The organism is Acinetobacter sp. BSP-28 (assembly GCF_044130285.1).
Taxonomy (GTDB): domain Bacteria; phylum Pseudomonadota; class Gammaproteobacteria; order Pseudomonadales; family Moraxellaceae; genus Acinetobacter.
Map to the genome: position 1 here is coordinate 129,893 of NZ_JBIQOB010000003.1, position 17,178 is coordinate 147,070.

12 protein-coding genes, 1 tRNA gene and 1 pseudogene are annotated in these 17,178 nt (G+C 38.1%); 7 read left to right on the top strand and 7 right to left on the bottom strand.

What is annotated here, in order from left to right; genetic code table 11:
• Window positions 1–15: 15 nt before the first annotated feature.
• Genes ACE01R_RS03190 through ACE01R_RS03200 form a run of 3 tightly spaced genes read right to left on the bottom strand, consistent with a single transcriptional unit; the run spans window position 16 to window position 3,874 of the window.
• Window positions 16–1,437 (bottom strand): LLM class flavin-dependent oxidoreductase, encoded by a 1,422-nt coding sequence (locus ACE01R_RS03190; protein WP_395546055.1) that lies wholly within the window; start codon window positions 1,435–1,437, stop codon window positions 16–18.
• On the bottom strand, window positions 1,437–2,660 hold the full coding sequence (locus ACE01R_RS03195; RefSeq protein WP_395546056.1) for an SfnB family sulfur acquisition oxidoreductase: 1,224 nt from the start codon (window positions 2,658–2,660) through the stop codon (window positions 1,437–1,439). The genes ACE01R_RS03190 and ACE01R_RS03195 overlap by 1 nt, the downstream gene beginning before the upstream one ends.
• A gap of 11 nt (window positions 2,661–2,671) precedes the next feature.
• Entirely contained in the window at window positions 2,672–3,874 is a 1,203-nt protein-coding gene (locus ACE01R_RS03200) for an SfnB family sulfur acquisition oxidoreductase (protein ID WP_395546057.1), read from the bottom strand.
• A gap of 379 nt (window positions 3,875–4,253) precedes the next feature.
• Between ACE01R_RS03200 and ACE01R_RS03205 the strand changes: the two genes are divergently transcribed.
• Window positions 4,254–5,018, top strand: a complete 765-nt coding sequence (locus ACE01R_RS03205; RefSeq protein WP_395546058.1) for a glutathione S-transferase family protein — start codon at window positions 4,254–4,256, stop codon at window positions 5,016–5,018.
• A gap of 377 nt (window positions 5,019–5,395) precedes the next feature.
• Window positions 5,396–5,866, top strand: a complete 471-nt coding sequence (locus ACE01R_RS03210; RefSeq protein WP_174559282.1) for an Lrp/AsnC family transcriptional regulator — start codon at window positions 5,396–5,398, stop codon at window positions 5,864–5,866.
• Window positions 5,867–6,022: 156 nt separating this feature from the next.
• On the opposite strand, the gene ACE01R_RS03215 is transcribed toward ACE01R_RS03210, so the two are convergent.
• Together ACE01R_RS03215 and ACE01R_RS03220 are read right to left on the bottom strand one after the other, a co-directional pair.
• Complete coding sequence (locus tag ACE01R_RS03215; protein ID WP_395546059.1) at window positions 6,023–6,772, bottom strand: YebC/PmpR family DNA-binding transcriptional regulator; 750 nt, start codon at window positions 6,770–6,772, stop codon at window positions 6,023–6,025.
• Window positions 6,773–6,884: 112 nt separating this feature from the next.
• Window positions 6,885–7,466, bottom strand: coding sequence for a 1-acyl-sn-glycerol-3-phosphate acyltransferase (locus tag ACE01R_RS03220; RefSeq protein ID WP_395546060.1), 582 nt, complete (start codon window positions 7,464–7,466; stop codon window positions 6,885–6,887).
• 921 nt (window positions 7,467–8,387) lie between these two features.
• Between ACE01R_RS03220 and ACE01R_RS03225 the strand changes: the two genes are divergently transcribed.
• Window positions 8,388–8,464, top strand: a tRNA-Ile gene (locus ACE01R_RS03225).
• A 173-nt stretch (window positions 8,465–8,637) separates the two neighbouring features.
• Here the strand turns inward: ACE01R_RS03225 and ACE01R_RS03230 are convergent.
• Window positions 8,638–8,890: pseudogene (locus ACE01R_RS03230) on the bottom strand (IS5/IS1182 family transposase); the annotation flags it as partial.
• 133 nt (window positions 8,891–9,023) lie between these two features.
• Window positions 9,024–9,917: a hypothetical protein gene (locus ACE01R_RS03235; RefSeq protein ID WP_395546061.1), complete on the bottom strand. Its 894-nt coding sequence runs from the start codon at window positions 9,915–9,917 to the stop codon at window positions 9,024–9,026.
• Window positions 9,918–10,028: 111 nt separating this feature from the next.
• On the opposite strand from ACE01R_RS03235, the gene ACE01R_RS03240 reads away from it, so the two are divergent.
• The 4 genes from ACE01R_RS03240 to ACE01R_RS03255 all read left to right on the top strand — a co-directional run bounded on the left by ACE01R_RS03240 (window position 10,029) and on the right by ACE01R_RS03255 (window position 16,778).
• The gene (locus tag ACE01R_RS03240; protein WP_395546062.1) at window positions 10,029–10,238 is read left to right on the top strand and encodes a helix-turn-helix domain-containing protein; all 210 of its coding nucleotides are present in this window, start codon (window positions 10,029–10,031) and stop codon (window positions 10,236–10,238) included.
• Window positions 10,239–10,460: 222 nt separating this feature from the next.
• A complete protein-coding gene (locus tag ACE01R_RS03245; RefSeq protein ID WP_395546063.1) occupies window positions 10,461–10,913 on the top strand; it encodes a transporter in 453 nt (150 codons plus the stop codon).
• A gap of 163 nt (window positions 10,914–11,076) precedes the next feature.
• On the top strand, window positions 11,077–13,242 hold the full coding sequence (locus ACE01R_RS03250; RefSeq protein ID WP_395546064.1) for a hypothetical protein: 2,166 nt from the start codon (window positions 11,077–11,079) through the stop codon (window positions 13,240–13,242).
• An 11-nt stretch (window positions 13,243–13,253) separates the two neighbouring features.
• Window positions 13,254–16,778 carry a hypothetical protein gene (locus ACE01R_RS03255; RefSeq protein ID WP_395546065.1) on the top strand — a complete coding sequence of 1,175 codons (3,525 nt, stop codon included), beginning with the start codon at window positions 13,254–13,256 and terminating at the stop codon, window positions 16,776–16,778.
• Window positions 16,779–17,178: the final 400 nt, after the last annotated feature.

Below are 17,178 nucleotides of genomic sequence, written 5' to 3' on the forward strand. Positions count from 1 at the left end.
GTTGCACCTCAAAATTTATGCGGATTGTTTTTGCTTTAAGTTGGAATTCGAAGTTGAGGCGGAGCTTGGACATCGAAATTGCTGAACTGGGTGTGAGGTCGACAGGTGGTCTCCCTGATTAAACAGTTTGTGTCTTAAACTGCCTTGTTCGTAGGCTGTTTTATAACGGCCGCGCTGCTGTAATTCAGGAATCACCAGACGGATAAAGTCATGGTGTGACTCAGGGGCAACGGTGCGGGTCAGGTTAAAGCCATCAATACCGGTTTCATCGATCAGCTGAATCAGTTTTTCAGCTACAGTTGCGCCACTCCCGACAATCAGGGGATAACGGCCACCCAGCACATGCTGAGCTTTTAAATCATTTTTGCTGATGCGCTGTTCTTTAAATTTATTGTTGACTGATGCAATGCTGTTGGTCTTCTGGTAAGGGATAGCTTCATCATCGGCAAATTTGGACAGGTCAATGCCGATAGAACTGGAGAAGTGCGCCAAACCTGCTTCAGGACTGGCATAAGAGCGATATTCATCCAGCTTTTGCTGTGCCAGTTCATCAGTTTCCGCGGTGACCACGGTAATGCCGACAAAGATTTTAATATCTTCAGGATGACGTCCTTGATCGGTAGCTTGCTGACGAATCTGATCGACCTGCTTTTTGATTTTTGCAGGCTGATCACCACCAATAAACATGCCTTCCACATGCTGGGTGGCAAAGGCCATTCCACGCGGTGAAGCACCGGCCTGAAATAACACCGGTGTGCGCTGAATGGAAGGGGAAACTTGAAACACGCCCTGGCTTTGGTAAAACTGTCCCTGATGATTGACCTGATGTACTTTGGCAGGATCGGTAAATATCCGGTTTTTCTTGTCTTTTACAACGGCATCATCTTCCCAGGAACCTTCCCAGAATTTATAGCAAAGTTGTACAAACTCTTCGGCTTGCTCATAGCGAAGGTCATGGTCTTTAAGACCTTTTTCGCCAATTAATCGCTGTGCGCTATCCAGATAACCGGTGACAATATTCCAGCCAATACGGCCCTGGGTCAGATGATCCAGACTGGAAAAACGTCGCGCAAACTGATAAGGCGACTCATAACTTAAATTGACGGTAATACCGAATCCAAGGTTTTTCGTCACCGCTGCCATGGCAGAAACCAGAGTACTGGGGTCATGACTCGGCAACTGAATCGATTCTTTTAAAGTCAGGTCGATATTGTTTTGATAGACATCATACACTCCGGTAATGTCGGCAATGAACAGGCCATCAAACAGGCCCTGTTCCAGGGTTTGGGCTAAATCTGTCCAGTAACTCAGCTCATTAAAACGCTGCGACTCATCACGCGGATGGGTCCATAATCCGTGATTGATATGGCCGACACAGTTCATATCAAAAGCATTTAGCAAGATTTTCTTGGGTACAGATTGTGATGCTATTGTCATTACAATGTCCCCCGACGCGGTGGCAATACGCCATTTAAAATATGATTGGCGATGAAATAATATTTCCAGCGCGAAGCATCATGCAGCGTGTGCACGCGTGCATTGCGCCAGAAGCGGTCCAGACCATCTTCGCACTGGCTACCACGGCTACCGGCCAGTTCAATCAGTTTTGAGGAGGCTTTGAGTGCAGTTTCGGTACTGTGTGCACGTACTTTGGCCACATCTAACGATGCTTTGGCGACATTTTCTGCTGTCGGTGCAGGTCTGGCGGCGTCAATTGAACGGGCGGCCTGTTTCAGTAACACTTCAGAGGCACGTACATCGGCGATAATCCGTCCCAGTTCGAACTTTGTCAGCGGGTCATCGGTGGCTTGATCGACGCCAGAATCAATCCACGGACGGGCCTGACGCACACGATTCAAGGTTTCTTCAAAGGCGGCACGGGCAATTCCGGTTTCAATAGAGGCATGCAGCAATTGGGCAAAAGGACCCGAGATGGTTGGCTCTGAATAGGCAATATCAAATGGCACCACATCTTCAGCCAGCACCTGCACATTATTGAATTTCACTGTGCCGCTGCCTGTGGTTCGTTGCCCGAAACCACTCCAGTCATCGATTAAAGTCAGACCTTCGCTATTACGCGGAACAAAAGCCAGGAACTGCTGATCTTGTTCATCGACCACCAGTGTTGGAATGCGATGGGCAAATAAACTGCCGGTGCAATAAAACTTTTCGCCATTAATCACATAGCCCTGATCAGTTTTGCGTATCGCAGTTTGACGCTGTGCAGCAGTTTTGGTTTTAAACTCGGCCAGGGCATTGCCAAAACGGGCACCTTTTAACACTTCAGCATAGAGTTTCTGTTTTTGCTGTTCGGTGCCACTATTACGCAGGATCTCCAATCCATAAAAATGGTTTTGCGGAATCTGTCCAATGGAACCATCTACACCACTCATCAGTGCAATCACTTGCGCTACGGTATAGCTAGAGACCTCTGCACCACCATACTGTTTTGGGACGGTAATGGCCCAGAGTCCAGACTGGCTATAGGCTTCGATTTCTTCAAAAGGCAGAATGCGCTCGGCATCGCGCTGAATGGCTCCAGCTTTGAACTGTTCCGCTAGATTGCGTGCAATTTCCAGCGCTTCTGCATCGGATTGAATAATATGTGCATGCGCGAACTGTTCGGGATGAAATGAAATAATATTTTGATATGAAGTCATGAGCAGTATCCTTAAATCCAGGCGTGGCGGGCAGGGAGTGTATGATTGAGGTAATAATCCCCAAGTGCATGTAATTTCCATCGCACCGGATCATGCAGGGTATGTACACGGGCATTGCGCCAGTGCTGGTCCAGGTTGTGCTGACTCAGGCTGGAGCGGCTACCGCCAAGTTCCAGTAATTTTTCAGAAATGTGCAGTGCAGCATCATTGGCATAAATCTTGGCTTCAGCGACTAAAATAGAGGCTTTGGCCGCCTGTTCTTCAGTCACAGATTGCAGCTGATCCAGTTCATCCAGATATTCAGCTGCTTCATCAAGCAGCAAAATGGCAGCATCCAATAGCACCGTAGACTTGCCAACTTCTTGCAAGGTATAGTGTTCAAAACTGGCTTTTTCCACTTGTACATCGACAATCGGGCGTGCTTTATGCACGGCTGTCACGGTATCGGCAAAGGCTGCTTCAGCAATGCCGACATCAATGGCAACCTGTAATAATTGTGAATACGCGCCGCGGTAATTCGGCTGGCTGGAAAGCAGGCGTTCATCAAAAATCAGTAGCGGATCAACTTCAACATGGTCGAGTCTAACTGTGCCACTTGAAGTGGTACGCTGTCCAAAACCATTCCAGTTATCAATCACATTCACGCCTTTGGCTTGAGCATTGACGATAGTCAGTACTACATGACCTTCTGGATGAATGGCTTTAATCGCGAGCCAGTGGGCAAAACTGCTGCCCGTTGAATAGAATTTTTCGCCGTCGACAAAATAATGTCCATTTTCAAACGTTAATGTAGTCGCCAGGGTTTTGGTATCTTTGGTATGGCGTTCCGGTCCACCATTGGCCAGGCGTTTACCTTGTAAAATTTCATTATAAATAAATTGTTTTTGCTGCTCTGTACCCATCATCTGGATCATATTCAACAGCGCAATCTGATTTTGTGGGATTTGTCCTACACTGGAATCGGCCTTATTCAGAATGCGGAATACATGCGCCAATGTTTTATTGGAAACGAAAGCACCACCAAATTGCTTTGGAATACGAATACCACCTAAGCCTTTCTGGCTGAACAGATCAATTTCAGCAAAAGGCAATAAGCGCTGTTGATCACGTTCATTGCGACCTTCCAAAGCAAAATCTGCGACATGATACGCAGCATGAATAGCTTCAAGATCGTTTTCAATTACATGAACATTTTCGGAAATTAAACGAGACATAATGACACCTTAAATCGATATCAAAACGCTACAAGTAATTGAATTCAAAATTAAGCAATTGCTTTTGCAAAGCTTATGAAAAATCCTGTTTAAGATAAAAACTGCTAGATTTTTATTTATTTTGAATATATTAAGTGTCTAGAAAACAACATGATTTGAATTTTTTTAATGTTTGTTTTTTGACGTTGATGTGTTTATATCTGCTTTAAAGATAATCAAGACAAAAAAATGTATAAAATTAAAAGTAGAAGACTGACAAATGTAAGACGATATTTTGAATAAAAAGTGCATTGTAATTCCGGGATAGGATGACTAAAGTATCCGACTGAATTAGATGGTTTTGATTTGGCAGAACTAAAACAATAAACGCGGAGTTTTTATGCGAATTTTATACCAGTTTCCTTTATCTCATTTTTGTGAGAAAGCGCGCTGGTTGCTCGATCATAAAGAGTTGGATTATGTTGCCCATAATCTGATTCCAGGAGTGCATCGTGCATTTGCCCAATTAAAAACCGGACAAAACCGTTTACCTATTTTACGTGACCAAGAATACTGGATTGCGGATTCGACTGAAATTGCCTTATATCTGGATAAAGTATATCCAGAACATTCTTTATTGCGTGCTGATCCACAACAACGTCAATTGGCTTTGGAAATCAACGATCTTGCTACCGAGCTAGGTAGACATGTGCGCCGTTGGGGGCTTGCCCATACCTTGTCAGAAAGTGAAGAGTCTTTAGATATTTTAATTGGTGAAAAGGGTTATTTACGCCAGTTTGAAAAATATTCCAAACCGATTATCAAAGCCTTGCTTTCCAAAGGCTACCAACTGAATGTAGATAAGGTGGCCGAGTCTAAACTGCAAATGGACGGTATCATTCAGAATTTAAATAAAAGATTGATTGAAAATCATGGGCGTTATTTTGTCGGCGAACGTCTTGGTCTTGCTGATATCGCCGTATGTTCGATGCTGGCACCAATTCTGGAAATACCGGGTACACCTTGGGAAAAAGAGCATGGTGAAACCTTATCTGAAGAATTTCGGCAATATAAAGAGCATTTAATGACATTACCGTTGGGACAATATGTGCTGCGCATATATCAAACGGAACGTAATGCGCGGGTGGATTGGCGTGGTGTTTAAATTTTATTCATAAAAATTTGATTTATAGGATGTGTATTCTTGATGATTGCTGAAATTAATTCAGCAAACTCAGGGAGGATATTCTTTATAATTATTTTTCTGAATATTGCCAAGTGGTGAGATAAAAGCGCGGATCATGAGCTGGGTGTGAAAATAATTCTAGAAAATTTTAAAAATATGAAAATAAATTTCAAAAGCACTTTCTTTTTTAGAGTTTCAGGAAAATAATCAAACAAAGCTGAGAGTACACTATAGACCACTCCTTGTTGCATACCAATTTGCAGGATTCAGCGTCGGTGAGCATCATGGCTTGACGTGTATAGACACGGGTGATTTTGACCAGATTGAAATGATAAAACTGAAATGGAGGGGGAAAGATGGAGCTTGACCGTTTTGATAAGCAGATACTTGAAATTTTAACACATGAAGATTTGAACCTGAATGAATTGTCAGAACGTATTAATCTTTCCGTGAGTTCCGTTCATCGCAGAATTAAACATTTAATTGATGCCGGGATTATTTCGGGACTAAAACGGGAACTGAATTATCAAAAGCTGGGTTTTAGCCTGCATGTGCTGTTACAAGTGTCATTAAGCAAGCATGATACCGATACCTTTGCCAAATTTTTGGAAGAGCTGGAAAGTATTCCGGAAGTCATTAATGCCTTTTTGGTGACCGGGCAATCTGCCGATTTTATTGTTGAAGTGGTTGCTAAAGACATGGAAAACTACAGTGATGTGTTGTTAAAACGCATTGGTAAAATTGAGCATGTGGTGGCGTTGCATTCGAGTTTCGTAATTAAAGAATATAATGTCTTTAACTGTACAGGGTTGCTCAGCAAAGCCTGAGGCTGCATTTTCTGTGAATGATTTTCTAGATTTAAGATGATATTTAGTTTAAGTCAAAGTTTTAGATTCAGAGTGCTGAATAAATGGCTGAGATGCAAGATATATAAAGCATAAAAAAACGCACCATCAGGTGCGTTTTTTTATGCAGAAAAAGAATTAATCATCTAATTGAGCCAATACTTCTTCTGTGAATTCAACGTTGGTATAAACGTTTTGAACGTCATCAAGATCTTCAAACATATCAATCATTTTTATGATTTTTTTCGCTTGATCAACATCTGAAATTAACGCTTTAGTTGAAGGGTTCATCACAACTTCAGCATTATCAGATTTTAAGCCTGCTGCTGTTAATGCATCTTGAACTTCACCAAATGTTTCAGGAGTAGTGATGACCAGAATTTCATCTTCATCAACTTCGATGTCTTCTGCGCCCGCTTCTAAAGCGATGTCCATGATTTTGTCTTCTAAAGAAACATCTTCAAAAGTAATCTCGCCGCGTTTAGTAAACATATAAGCAACTGAGCCAGCAGTACCTAAGTTACCATCAGTTTTAGAGAAACAGTGACGAACATCAGGCACAGTACGGTTTAAGTTATCCGTCATTGTTTCAACAATAACAGCAACACCGCCTACGCCATAACCTTCATAAGTGACTTCTTTTAAGTCAGCATTTTCTTCACCACCAACACCGCGTTGAATAGCACGGTTGATGGTATCACGTGTCATATTTGCGACTAATGCTTTTTCAACGACAGCACGTAAACGTGGGTTAGATGCAACATCACCACCGCCTAAACGGGCAGCTGTAACAATTTCACGAATGAATTTTGTAAATACTTTAGCGCGGCTCGCATCTTGTTTTGCTTTACGATGCTTAGTATTAGCCCACTTGGAATGACCCGCCATGCGAAATATGCTCCTTGTAGATTGGCCTTATGCCTATCAGATTGTGCAAATTCTACCATAAGCCCTTTTTTCTAAGAAAGGGCTCAGTTTTGAGTTTTTAAACAAATGCTATTTAGTTTTTATCTTCGGAAATGTTTTTAGGTTCTGGAATGACAATATCCAAACCGACATTTTCTTTATACAGTTTTTTCATCAATGCCAAGTCATGATCCAGCTCGGTTGGATAGATCTTGCCGAAAATTCCGCCTTGCTTGGTTCTAGAGTTTGCATACATTAAAACAATAGGTACGCCGGCTGCTTTGGCGATATGCCAAAAGCCTGTACGAATCGGTTTGCGCGCTTCACCGCGTTCTGCGCGGGTCGCTTCAGGTGCAATTACCAGATTGAATTTTTCATTCTGCTGAAAATGCTCGACCATAACCGAAACAATATCTTTATTTGCTTTTCGATCGACAGCAATTCCGCCGATAGCCTCTAATAAAGGTTTCATAGGGCCTTTAAACAATTCTTTTTTAATCAGGGTATGAATTTTAATATCATAAATCTGGAATAGCGCGAGTGAAAGCACGGCATCCATCATGGAAGTATGTTCAAATCCGACAATAACCTGCTTATTTTCAAGTACATCTGGTTCAACATGATATTTCCATCCTGCAAGCTTAAATGCGGATTCACCAATAAATTTTTTTAACATGGATGTGGGGATATTTGGCAATACGAAAGTGGGCTAATTTCTGCCTGTTTGTATTTATAGTCAAGTACTAATGAATTAAAAACAACCAAATAAATACGCTTGATATAGTTGATAAAAATATGTGTATTAATTGTTTTTATATATTAAACCTTAAAATTAAAGACATAAAAAATATCAAGTCATACAAATTAAGACTAAGTAATGGCTGTTCATATGAGAAAATACCTATTAGACTTTTGTCGAAGATAAAGTTGTTTAAACACATGGCTCGAAGTGGCATATGTTTAATGAGGATTGAAAAGAATGATGTATGTTTTGACTTTTCTATTAGCGTTTTGTTTGTTTTTGCTCGTTGTTGTATGGTCTTTAATCGAAATTCGCATTGAAGAGCAAAAAGAAAGCAGTTTTTAGCCTTGATCTGCAGTCGAAGCTTAAAAAACTTTATTATTGAGATTTTAAAAATACTTTTTCGCAATCTAAATAAAAATTAAAGTAATACTTTTTAAGTATAAAATATTCATCTTTTCACATGATGTAAATTTCAAAAAAATTAAGATTCAATCGTGATTCATTTAAAAGGTTGCCTGTGTAAACTGGCAGCTTGATTATTCTCTTTTTAAAGTTTTATATTTTCTCAAATATTGTTCATTTTTCATAATTTATTAGGGAGAAATATGGGGATTGCCATAGCTCGTTTGATTGTTCCAAACACTTGCTATAAAGGCCTTTAGCTATAAAATTTACAATTTGCGCGCAGAAGTGTGGAACTGAGTTTAGGGGAAAAATAATCGCTCTTTAAAATATGCCTAGGAATTGTTGTGTTACTGTGCAAGTAACAGCAAAAATGCTTGTTTTTTGAAAAAATCTTCGTTAGTATTGCCTCGCTTGAACTTGTTGATATATAACAAATTCAGCTTATAAGGGCCTATAGCTCAGTTGGTTAGAGCAGCGGACTCATAATCCGTTGGTCGACAGTTCAAGTCTGTCTGGGCCCACCATATAAATCAACCACTTACGTGTACTAATCGTAAGTGGTTTTTTTGTTTTTAGATTCTGGTAAGCAAATGGTAAGCGAAATGAATCAACATTATTTTCAATTGGTTTTGATAAACAAAGGATTTAAAGATAGAGTTTTCTGTAGGTACTCTAATTCAAGTGACAATGTGGGTATGGGGCGGCCTAATATCGTAAATTTATTTAAAACTGTCACACGTGTATGAATCTCTTTGACTTGACTGTCAAAATCCCTAGCACTGAGTTTATCGCCTAATAATTTGCTGCAATGCATCTTTGTTTCAACCAAGTTACGCCGTTGATACCTTAGACAATTTTGTCCAAATGCTTCTCCGTAGACGATTTAGCATTTTCAATAATTTATTTCTCTCTGTAAATTTCATTCGCTTAATTTTCCAATGACTAGCATTTGATCCAGATTGCATAGTCATAGAAAAAACTGTACTTTTTCTTGACCTGTATAACGTTTGCGACGTTGGGTAGAGATATTAGACACTCCTTCACTCTAGTTTTATGTTTAGGTGTTAATTGTGAGTGTCCGTTTTACTTAGGGGGAGAATACAATATGATACGAGAAGAAAAAAATTCGTTATAGCTAAGTGATATTGTATTATTTGCTACAGTAGCAAATGTCGAATTCAATATAAAAAAATCAGTAGAAGAAATATAAATTTCTTTATTTTCTAATTTTTTAGATATAACAGAATTTTTACTCAAATTATATTCGGATACATATGAGTTCATTCGAATATCACTGATCCAAGTTTTAGCTCTTAGCAGGCGCCAATTTATATTTGTGACTTCAGCTTTAGTCAGGCCTTGATAAGATATTTTTCTGATTTTATCGAAAATTATGTCGAACAAAAAAATGTGAGATCTATACAGATAGCTAATATTTAATAAGAAAGTTTCTAAGTTTTTTTCAAGAGCTTCAGCACAATAGTTACATAATTGATAATTATTAATAATTAATCCCCATTGATATAAAAGATAAATAGCATAAATAGCATCAAGATCATGGAAGGAAGCGATTTTTTTTAATATTGAATATGATATTGGTTGTGGAGTATATACTCCTTCGCATATTACATGTTTGCGAATACCTAAAGTTAAATTTTGCATTTCGCTTATAATTTTATCTGAATTGTATTCTGTGTTTTCAATATTCCAAATGGGATGTTCAATAATATCGGTTGCACTAGGTATATTTTTCTCAGAGCTCTCTTTCCATGATTTTTGAGGTGTAGATAAACCAAATTTATATTTTTTAAATAATTTATCTTCAGGTGAATATCTAGAATTTGAATACATGAATTTATAAAACTGATATTCATTTGTTATTTTTAAATCCTTCAATTTTTTAGCTTCATTGAATAAATAATCATACCAAGTAATTGTTTTGGCATATTCCAAAATACCACGAGCTCTGCGTCCCAAATTTTGCTACTCCATACTAAAGTTGGGGTAAATTTATTTTAAAATTATACTTCTTTTCTATCCCCTTCGGAATATGTTTTTATAACTATAAATCATCCTAAAGAGAAAAAAATGACGTTTAAGCATAAACATAAGCCGATTACAGATGATCGGCTTTTATTGACCACTAGAGAGACAGCTAGGCTTTTAGGGTATGCAGAACAGACTTTACGTAAGTGGGCTTTATATGAAAATGGCCCAATTAATCCTATTAGACATGGACGTACTCTTCGTTGGAGTAAGGCGGAAGTCTACAAATTTGCTTGCTTAAAAGAAGACTGATTTTGAAGATGGTATGGGCTAATTGCTCATATCTATTCACTAGACTGCTTACCGAGTTAGGTAAATCTAAAGGCTAACTGAGAGTTCATTCGGAATGTATGAGACGGCTTTAAAGCTTAATTCTAACTATTTTTCACCTTTGAAAACTCAATATTTTGAGAATATATAAGAGCCTGCAAGGTCAGTATTAGGTGAGATTGTGAAGATAGAAAAATATTGAACATGCAAAAAAAATCATTTGAAGTCCTGACGAAACTCAGAGCAGTTTTGATATTAGATTTACCAGATTTTATTCATGTATTTATATTGAATTTAAAAAACAAGCTGGATGTTTATATCAAAAAAACCTTGAAAAAGGATGCTAGAGCCAATCAAGTGAATAATGAATTTGAGATCCTGAAATGGTTAATCCAAAACATTTCTCTAGATATTAAGCAGATCCCAAAGCACAAACATAAACAGATACACGCCGTGCTTTTTAGCTGTTTTTTTACTCAATTGTCCGATGCCTTGGTTCTGCAGTTATCTCAACATATGAGGATAGATAGACATCCACAGCGTTGTGTTCAATTGAGTGCCAGCACCTATAAAAAATACTTCAAGTTGCATAAAGCCTTGAACCTCAAGTTAGAGCAAAACCTAAATTTCAATTTTTACCCTGAAAAATTATGGTGATTTTATGAATGAAACGAATGAATTTTCAGATCTAGACAAACAGATTCAACTATTAGAATTCTGGGTCAATCAGTCTCTGAGCGAAAAAAAACAAATTTTGAATCATCTCTTGGTACAAGATCAGCAGGCCCAGCAGTTGTATTGTGCTGCTCACGATATCCGTGTGGTGATTAAAAATAATCGGATGGTGACACAACAGAAATTATTGGCAGGCTTAACTCAATGGTCTATAAGTGCATCTATAGGAGAACTAAGCGACCAACAAAAAGAAGTATTCATCTATTCCTATCTTTGTACTGCAGTCTTGTGTGAAATACTGAAGGAAATAATCTGGTTAGAGTCTCAGACTGAAAAGGATGAAAGACGGGTTATTTTACATAAGTGTAAAAACAAAAATAAAATCAATACAGTATCTTATAATTTAAAACTTCTTTTGCAAAAGCAATTTTCGAACACTGAGAAAAATAAAAATAAACTGCTGTATAAAAAAGTCACACGAAAACTCCAAGCTACGGATGAATTTAATGCCAATGATTTAAAAACTCTTTTAGAGCGCAAAACAATAAAAAATGATTTTGAACAGCTTAATCTCGGCCGCTATATTCAACAATTCATTATTGTGTGTAATGAGCTCATCAATAGTAAATTAAATTCAACAGCAATCAATGTTCAGGCTTTAATTAACGATATTAAAAAGGGCATGACCTATAAATCTGATTCAGGCACATCATCGTTTGATTTGGAGAATGATGATAATGGACAGGATACAGAGGCCAATGTTGTTGATCCTGAACAGGATGAGATAGCTAAACGGGAGAAGGGGATTTTCTCTGATGACCAGCAGAAAAATCAGGAACAGCTTGAAAAACAGGAAAAGCGCATTCAGCGACGTGACTTACCCTATAAAACGAATCCACTTTATCTGAAACCCAGCTTACTGCATCAGGCCTATCAGCTATTGCAGGAATGTTATCAAGAAAAGATCAGCATTGATCCATATCAATCATCTTTAGCTGTGTGTGGTCTGATGTGTCTTTTGACGGGTCTGAATCCAACGGTCTTTCAAAAGATTGAGGATTTGATTGAGAGTGGCAGAATCAAAGAAAAATCAATTAACAAAGTCATCCATTATTACTGGGTGATCGATCCCAAGCTCAATGCCAATCATTCAGGTGCCATGCGGGAGAAAACCCAGCGTTACAACCAGGCCTTAACCTTGGAATGGCGTATACCAGAACCTTGGATTACTAGTTTAAAGACTCTAGAGAACTTAGAGCGACGTGAATTTTGTGCGATTAAATACAATAATTTTTTGCGGGAAGTCTTTAAAGAGCATCAGATTGGTGAAATCACTTGCGGGATGTTAGAGCGGCAAATCTATTTCCATCTGGATATGGAGACTGGTGATAACCTGATCGCACATTTGCTGGCCAATCGGGATACCCGTCATATCGTGCAATGGAACTATGAAGGGCGTCAGATCGATCAAATCGACCAGAATTTTCAAGGCTATATCAATGTTCTATTAGATCGTAGAAAAGGTGATCCATGGGTTGAGAATGAACACCCTGGTCATATTTTTCATCGTGGAAAAGAACGTATCGGCAGTCAGCGCTGCTGGACTATAGAAGCCGCGAGTGAATTTTTTAATAAGCTTTATCGTTTTGTCAAAAACACATTAGCGAATGCTCAAGCGAATCGGATCGAGAAGCTGAATGCTTACAGCATTTGGATGTGGCATCTTTCCTTAATTTGCCTGACGGTGCGTCCAATAGTCGGCATGCCGGGGTTACTGAAACATTACGATCCTAAGGCACAACTACTTTACGTGCATGATAAAAAAACTGATTCACGAAAAGTAGGACGTCCTGTTCCTGTTACAGGCTACTGGCAGGATCATTTCAATGCGTATCGAAAATATCTGACGCAAACCATCGAATCACTTGGGATAAAAAGTTTGCAAGCGCAACTAGAAAGCGATGGTTTTATACTCTATGTCATCTCATATCCTCGTATCAAGTCTAAGAAAGGTCCAGTGAATCTTGCGGAAGTCGTGGAGCATTTGGAGCTACAGCCGATGTCTGCTGATTTTGTCACGCATTACCTCAAAGAGACTGTGCAGATTTATAAAAACTGGCCAAGGCATTTCACTAAAAATCATCTTGATCTCAGTGGTGACATTCACAATACGCTGTATGCCCATGACAAACAGACAATGGGATTCAGTCACATTTCTGGATTAAGCCCTTATCTCTACAAACACGACATTCAGCAACAAGTTGAAAGCTTGCTCAACGAACTAGAAATCGCAAAGCTTGAAGTAATTTAAAGGATCATACCGTGCTTGATAAACAAATCGAAGTTCAATTAGAAAATGCCATTAAAAGTGGGATCACCGACATTTTTAAGGAAATTTCTCAGTTGATTACTGCTACATATATAGATGTAAATTCTGACCTTGCTCAAATTGATTTTGAGCTGCTCGATCAACAAATTCTGGACAAGTTTAATATCTATAGAGCAGTTTTAGAGCAACTCTGCCAAACACCCAAATTTAAGGACAAGGCTGTAGAATACCTTCAATTCTGTTTTAAACAAGTGAAACAAATTTGTAAGGAGAAAAACCAGCAGTGGCAAGAGGATTACCCTTGCTATGCCGAGAGCTATCAGATTAAGTCGCCCGATTGGATAGTCTACACACCTAAACGTCTGGACAATATTTTTTCTGGTTACAAATTACAACAGGGCACTATGCTCGCCAAGGTAAAAGAAAAATTTTATGTGAATTGGGCGGATTATCTCACACAACAAATCCAAGGCATCCTTTTAGAATCTACAGTTAAAGAGCAACAAAAATTAGTGAATACCTTGTTTGAATGTATGTGTATTTCATTAATTTTTGATCAAGGATGCATTCAATCTGAACGGCTGTTGGCCATTCATGATGCGATTTTTAAAATGAACCTCGATAGTGGCTTGCTCCCTATCTATTCAAATTACCAGAATGCTTATGTTTTTTCTTACACTTTGCCCTCGACAAAGTATGGCAACATCTATCGTCAGCATGGCGAAGAAGAGACGGAGTTATGGCAAACTCAGCATATCTATTTCAATGCCTTTGTGATGCTATGCTATAGACGGATCCAGCAACTACTCAATGGACCACAAGCGTATATATTACAAAACACGTCACCATTACAGTGCTGGGAATGCAGTGAAACTGAAGTTCCGATTCAGCGCGAAGACCTATTGTTAGAAAAACTCAAGACGCATTTCGACAGTGTACTGAATCTGAAGAAGAAGGATACGGGGGAGGAGAAAGCCTCTAAAAAATTGCCTGAGGAAGTACAATTTGATCATCATGTTCAACTATTTTTAAAAGGTCTGGAAAAAACTGGTTTTACTGTTTTTAAACATATGGATTATGTTTTATGGCAAGAGATTCCTGATCTGGATGTGTTAAGTACTAGTGTGCTGACTAATCAAATCATCACTTCCCCTTTAATCTATGGACAACATACACAGCTCTATGATCAACCCGATAACTGGAAAACCATTCAGACCAGAATTAGAAATCTTGGCAAGAATAACCAATTTTTAGAATTGGAGATGCCTACAGTTACAGTCAAAACATTTCATGATCGACGAACCGGTCAACGTCATGAGCTGAAATCCTGGCTTTTATCTTTTCATCAGGATATCAAACCCAAACAGCTTGCGGATCAACTCCAAGAAAGCATCCAAAAATCTGAGGACTATAAATCTGCGTATGAGGCTGGAAATGGCGAGTACCTAGATTATGTAGTGGCTATTGCACATTTACGTGTGTGTCAGTGGTTAAAAAACGAATTTGCTTATCAGGGGAAAGCAGCTATTAAAGTCTCCACGATCAAGCGTTACTATAGTAGTTTCGTGCTTGACTTACTTTGTTATGTTCTAGAACAACAGATCAATTTAGATACAACTACTGAAGAACAGTTTGAGGAAATGTACTGCACGATTGTTGAAGAAAAACTACTGAATGATCAGAAAAAACATAAAACGACTGCTAAAACCAACAACCATAAAAAACACAATACCTCGGGTTATGCCTTTGATCGGCTGAAAGCTTTCCACCAATACTTAGTCAAGAAACATCGTGCACCGATCGTGCAATATTTATATGAACGTCAAAGTGACGGTTTGTTTTTAAAAACCAGGCTCATTAGTCCGCAGATGTTTCAATTGATGATACGGATTCTTAGAGAATACCCAGAAGCTTTGGGTTTGACTGAGCAGGATGCAACATGTCTAAAATGGGTCTATATACTAGCATTTAGACTGGGCTTGCGTATTGATGAGGCTGTCGGAATTTGTATCGATGATTTTGTATCTCCAAAGCTAAGAAAACATCCTGACAATCTGCAGCTTTATTATGTATTTGAAGCCGCTTTAGATCAGCATAAAGACGATCGATCTGACCAGAAAATGACAAAAACAACAGGTGATATCGATGATCTAACCCTCAGGATTCGTCTGAATTCTGAGCGTGGTCTGAAAAGTGACAATGCCACCCGTCAGTTTGATTTGGCTTATTTTTTAGCATCGGACGAGTTCACAGGATTCTGTCGTTTTTATCAAAACCTGTTACCTAGCTCTAAAGCGGCTGCAGCAGTCTGCAAAAGAAAAACCAAACAACTCTTTATGCTGGGTGAACAACCTTTATCTAGTACAAATTTATCAAAAATTACCCAGCAGCTATTTAATGCCGTATTGGGGACAAACGATCATCAATATACCTTTCATGCTTTCAGGCATAGTGCCGCTTCACATTTGGCTATTCTTTTAAAAGGCAGCATAGCACTGGTACGTTGTTTTACTGACTATGATTCTGAGTTTGGGCGTGAGCTTAAAAAGCACATTTTACCCAATATTAAGGATGCTTCATTGTGTAGTGCTCAGGCCTGGTCTCGACTCGCGCATCTGATGGGGCATGAAGACATTCGGATAACTGCAAGACATTATCTGCATCATCTGAATATCTTGATTGCTGACATGTTTTATCAAGCAAACCGTGAATATTCACCTCAATTGATTAAGGCATTATTATCCGATAGTCAGCTGATGCGTCGCGGCTTCAAAATTGAATTTCAGTCGAATGAAAGAGACATTTTAAAAGCGATGAAGAAATTTTATCAGCTCAAAGAAAATAATCCTCAAACTGATTTATTAAAGAATAAGAAAAAGCAGAAGCTGCTTCAACAGCAGGAAGTGTTTTTATACCGTGAAACGTTTTTAGATGAATACCAGAAGTGGTCGGAAAAAAAAGAACAAGCAACGATTGATCCTGAAATATTGAAGTTCATTCAATCGATCAGTGAGCCATTTTCTCTCTATACAAGTCAGGTAAAAAATGATGCTAATCATGAGAATCTTATCGGTCTTACTTGGAAGAAAATGGTGACATGGTCTACTCTTTATCAGATTGATCAACCTTTTAAATTAAATAAAAATATAATCCGGAAAGACCTTAAAAATTTCTTTGATTGTTTAGAAAATAAAATTTCACTTGAAAAAGATCGTCCTATTTTAAACTTTAAGGCATCATCTAAAAATGACTTGATTGATTATCAAAAATTCATAGAATTTATTAAGAAAGTTTATCCAGAATATTCATCCAATTTAGAGTGGGATCAACCTGATTGGAATGAATTTGATACTATTAAAATCGGAGAAGTGAAAATAAAAAAATATGTAATCCGTAATAAGAAAATACCCAAAGATAATCATTTTATTCAAAAGATGCTGTTGCAAAGTATCTTTTACAAGATGAAAGAGTGCCGAGAGTATAAAAAAAGATTGCTCAAGGGCTCTATCAGATGTTGAGCATATGAACGGAAATTTATCAAAAAAAATACATTGAAAACAGATGGATATTTTTTTTGATTTTACAACTTTGTTTTTCCTAGCCTGTATTTGCAGAAAACTGAGTTTTTATCGCTCAAAAATGGGGTAATTAAGGGTGAAAATCCCACCCCCATTTTTAGCTTTTTTTGAGTGATTTTAGGTAGAAATAGAAATCTTCTTGATAAGTGCTGTCATATTAAATCTACGTTAAAATTATCTAGAATTATTATTTATTTGAATAATATGTTTTATTGGTATAAAAATGATTAATTAAATTGAATATTAATCTTTAATAAAGAAGTTTTTAATGGTTGTAGAAAGCTGATTAAAGAGTTAATTTTAATTTATTAATGCTTTTATTTGATTTTTTAAAAATGAT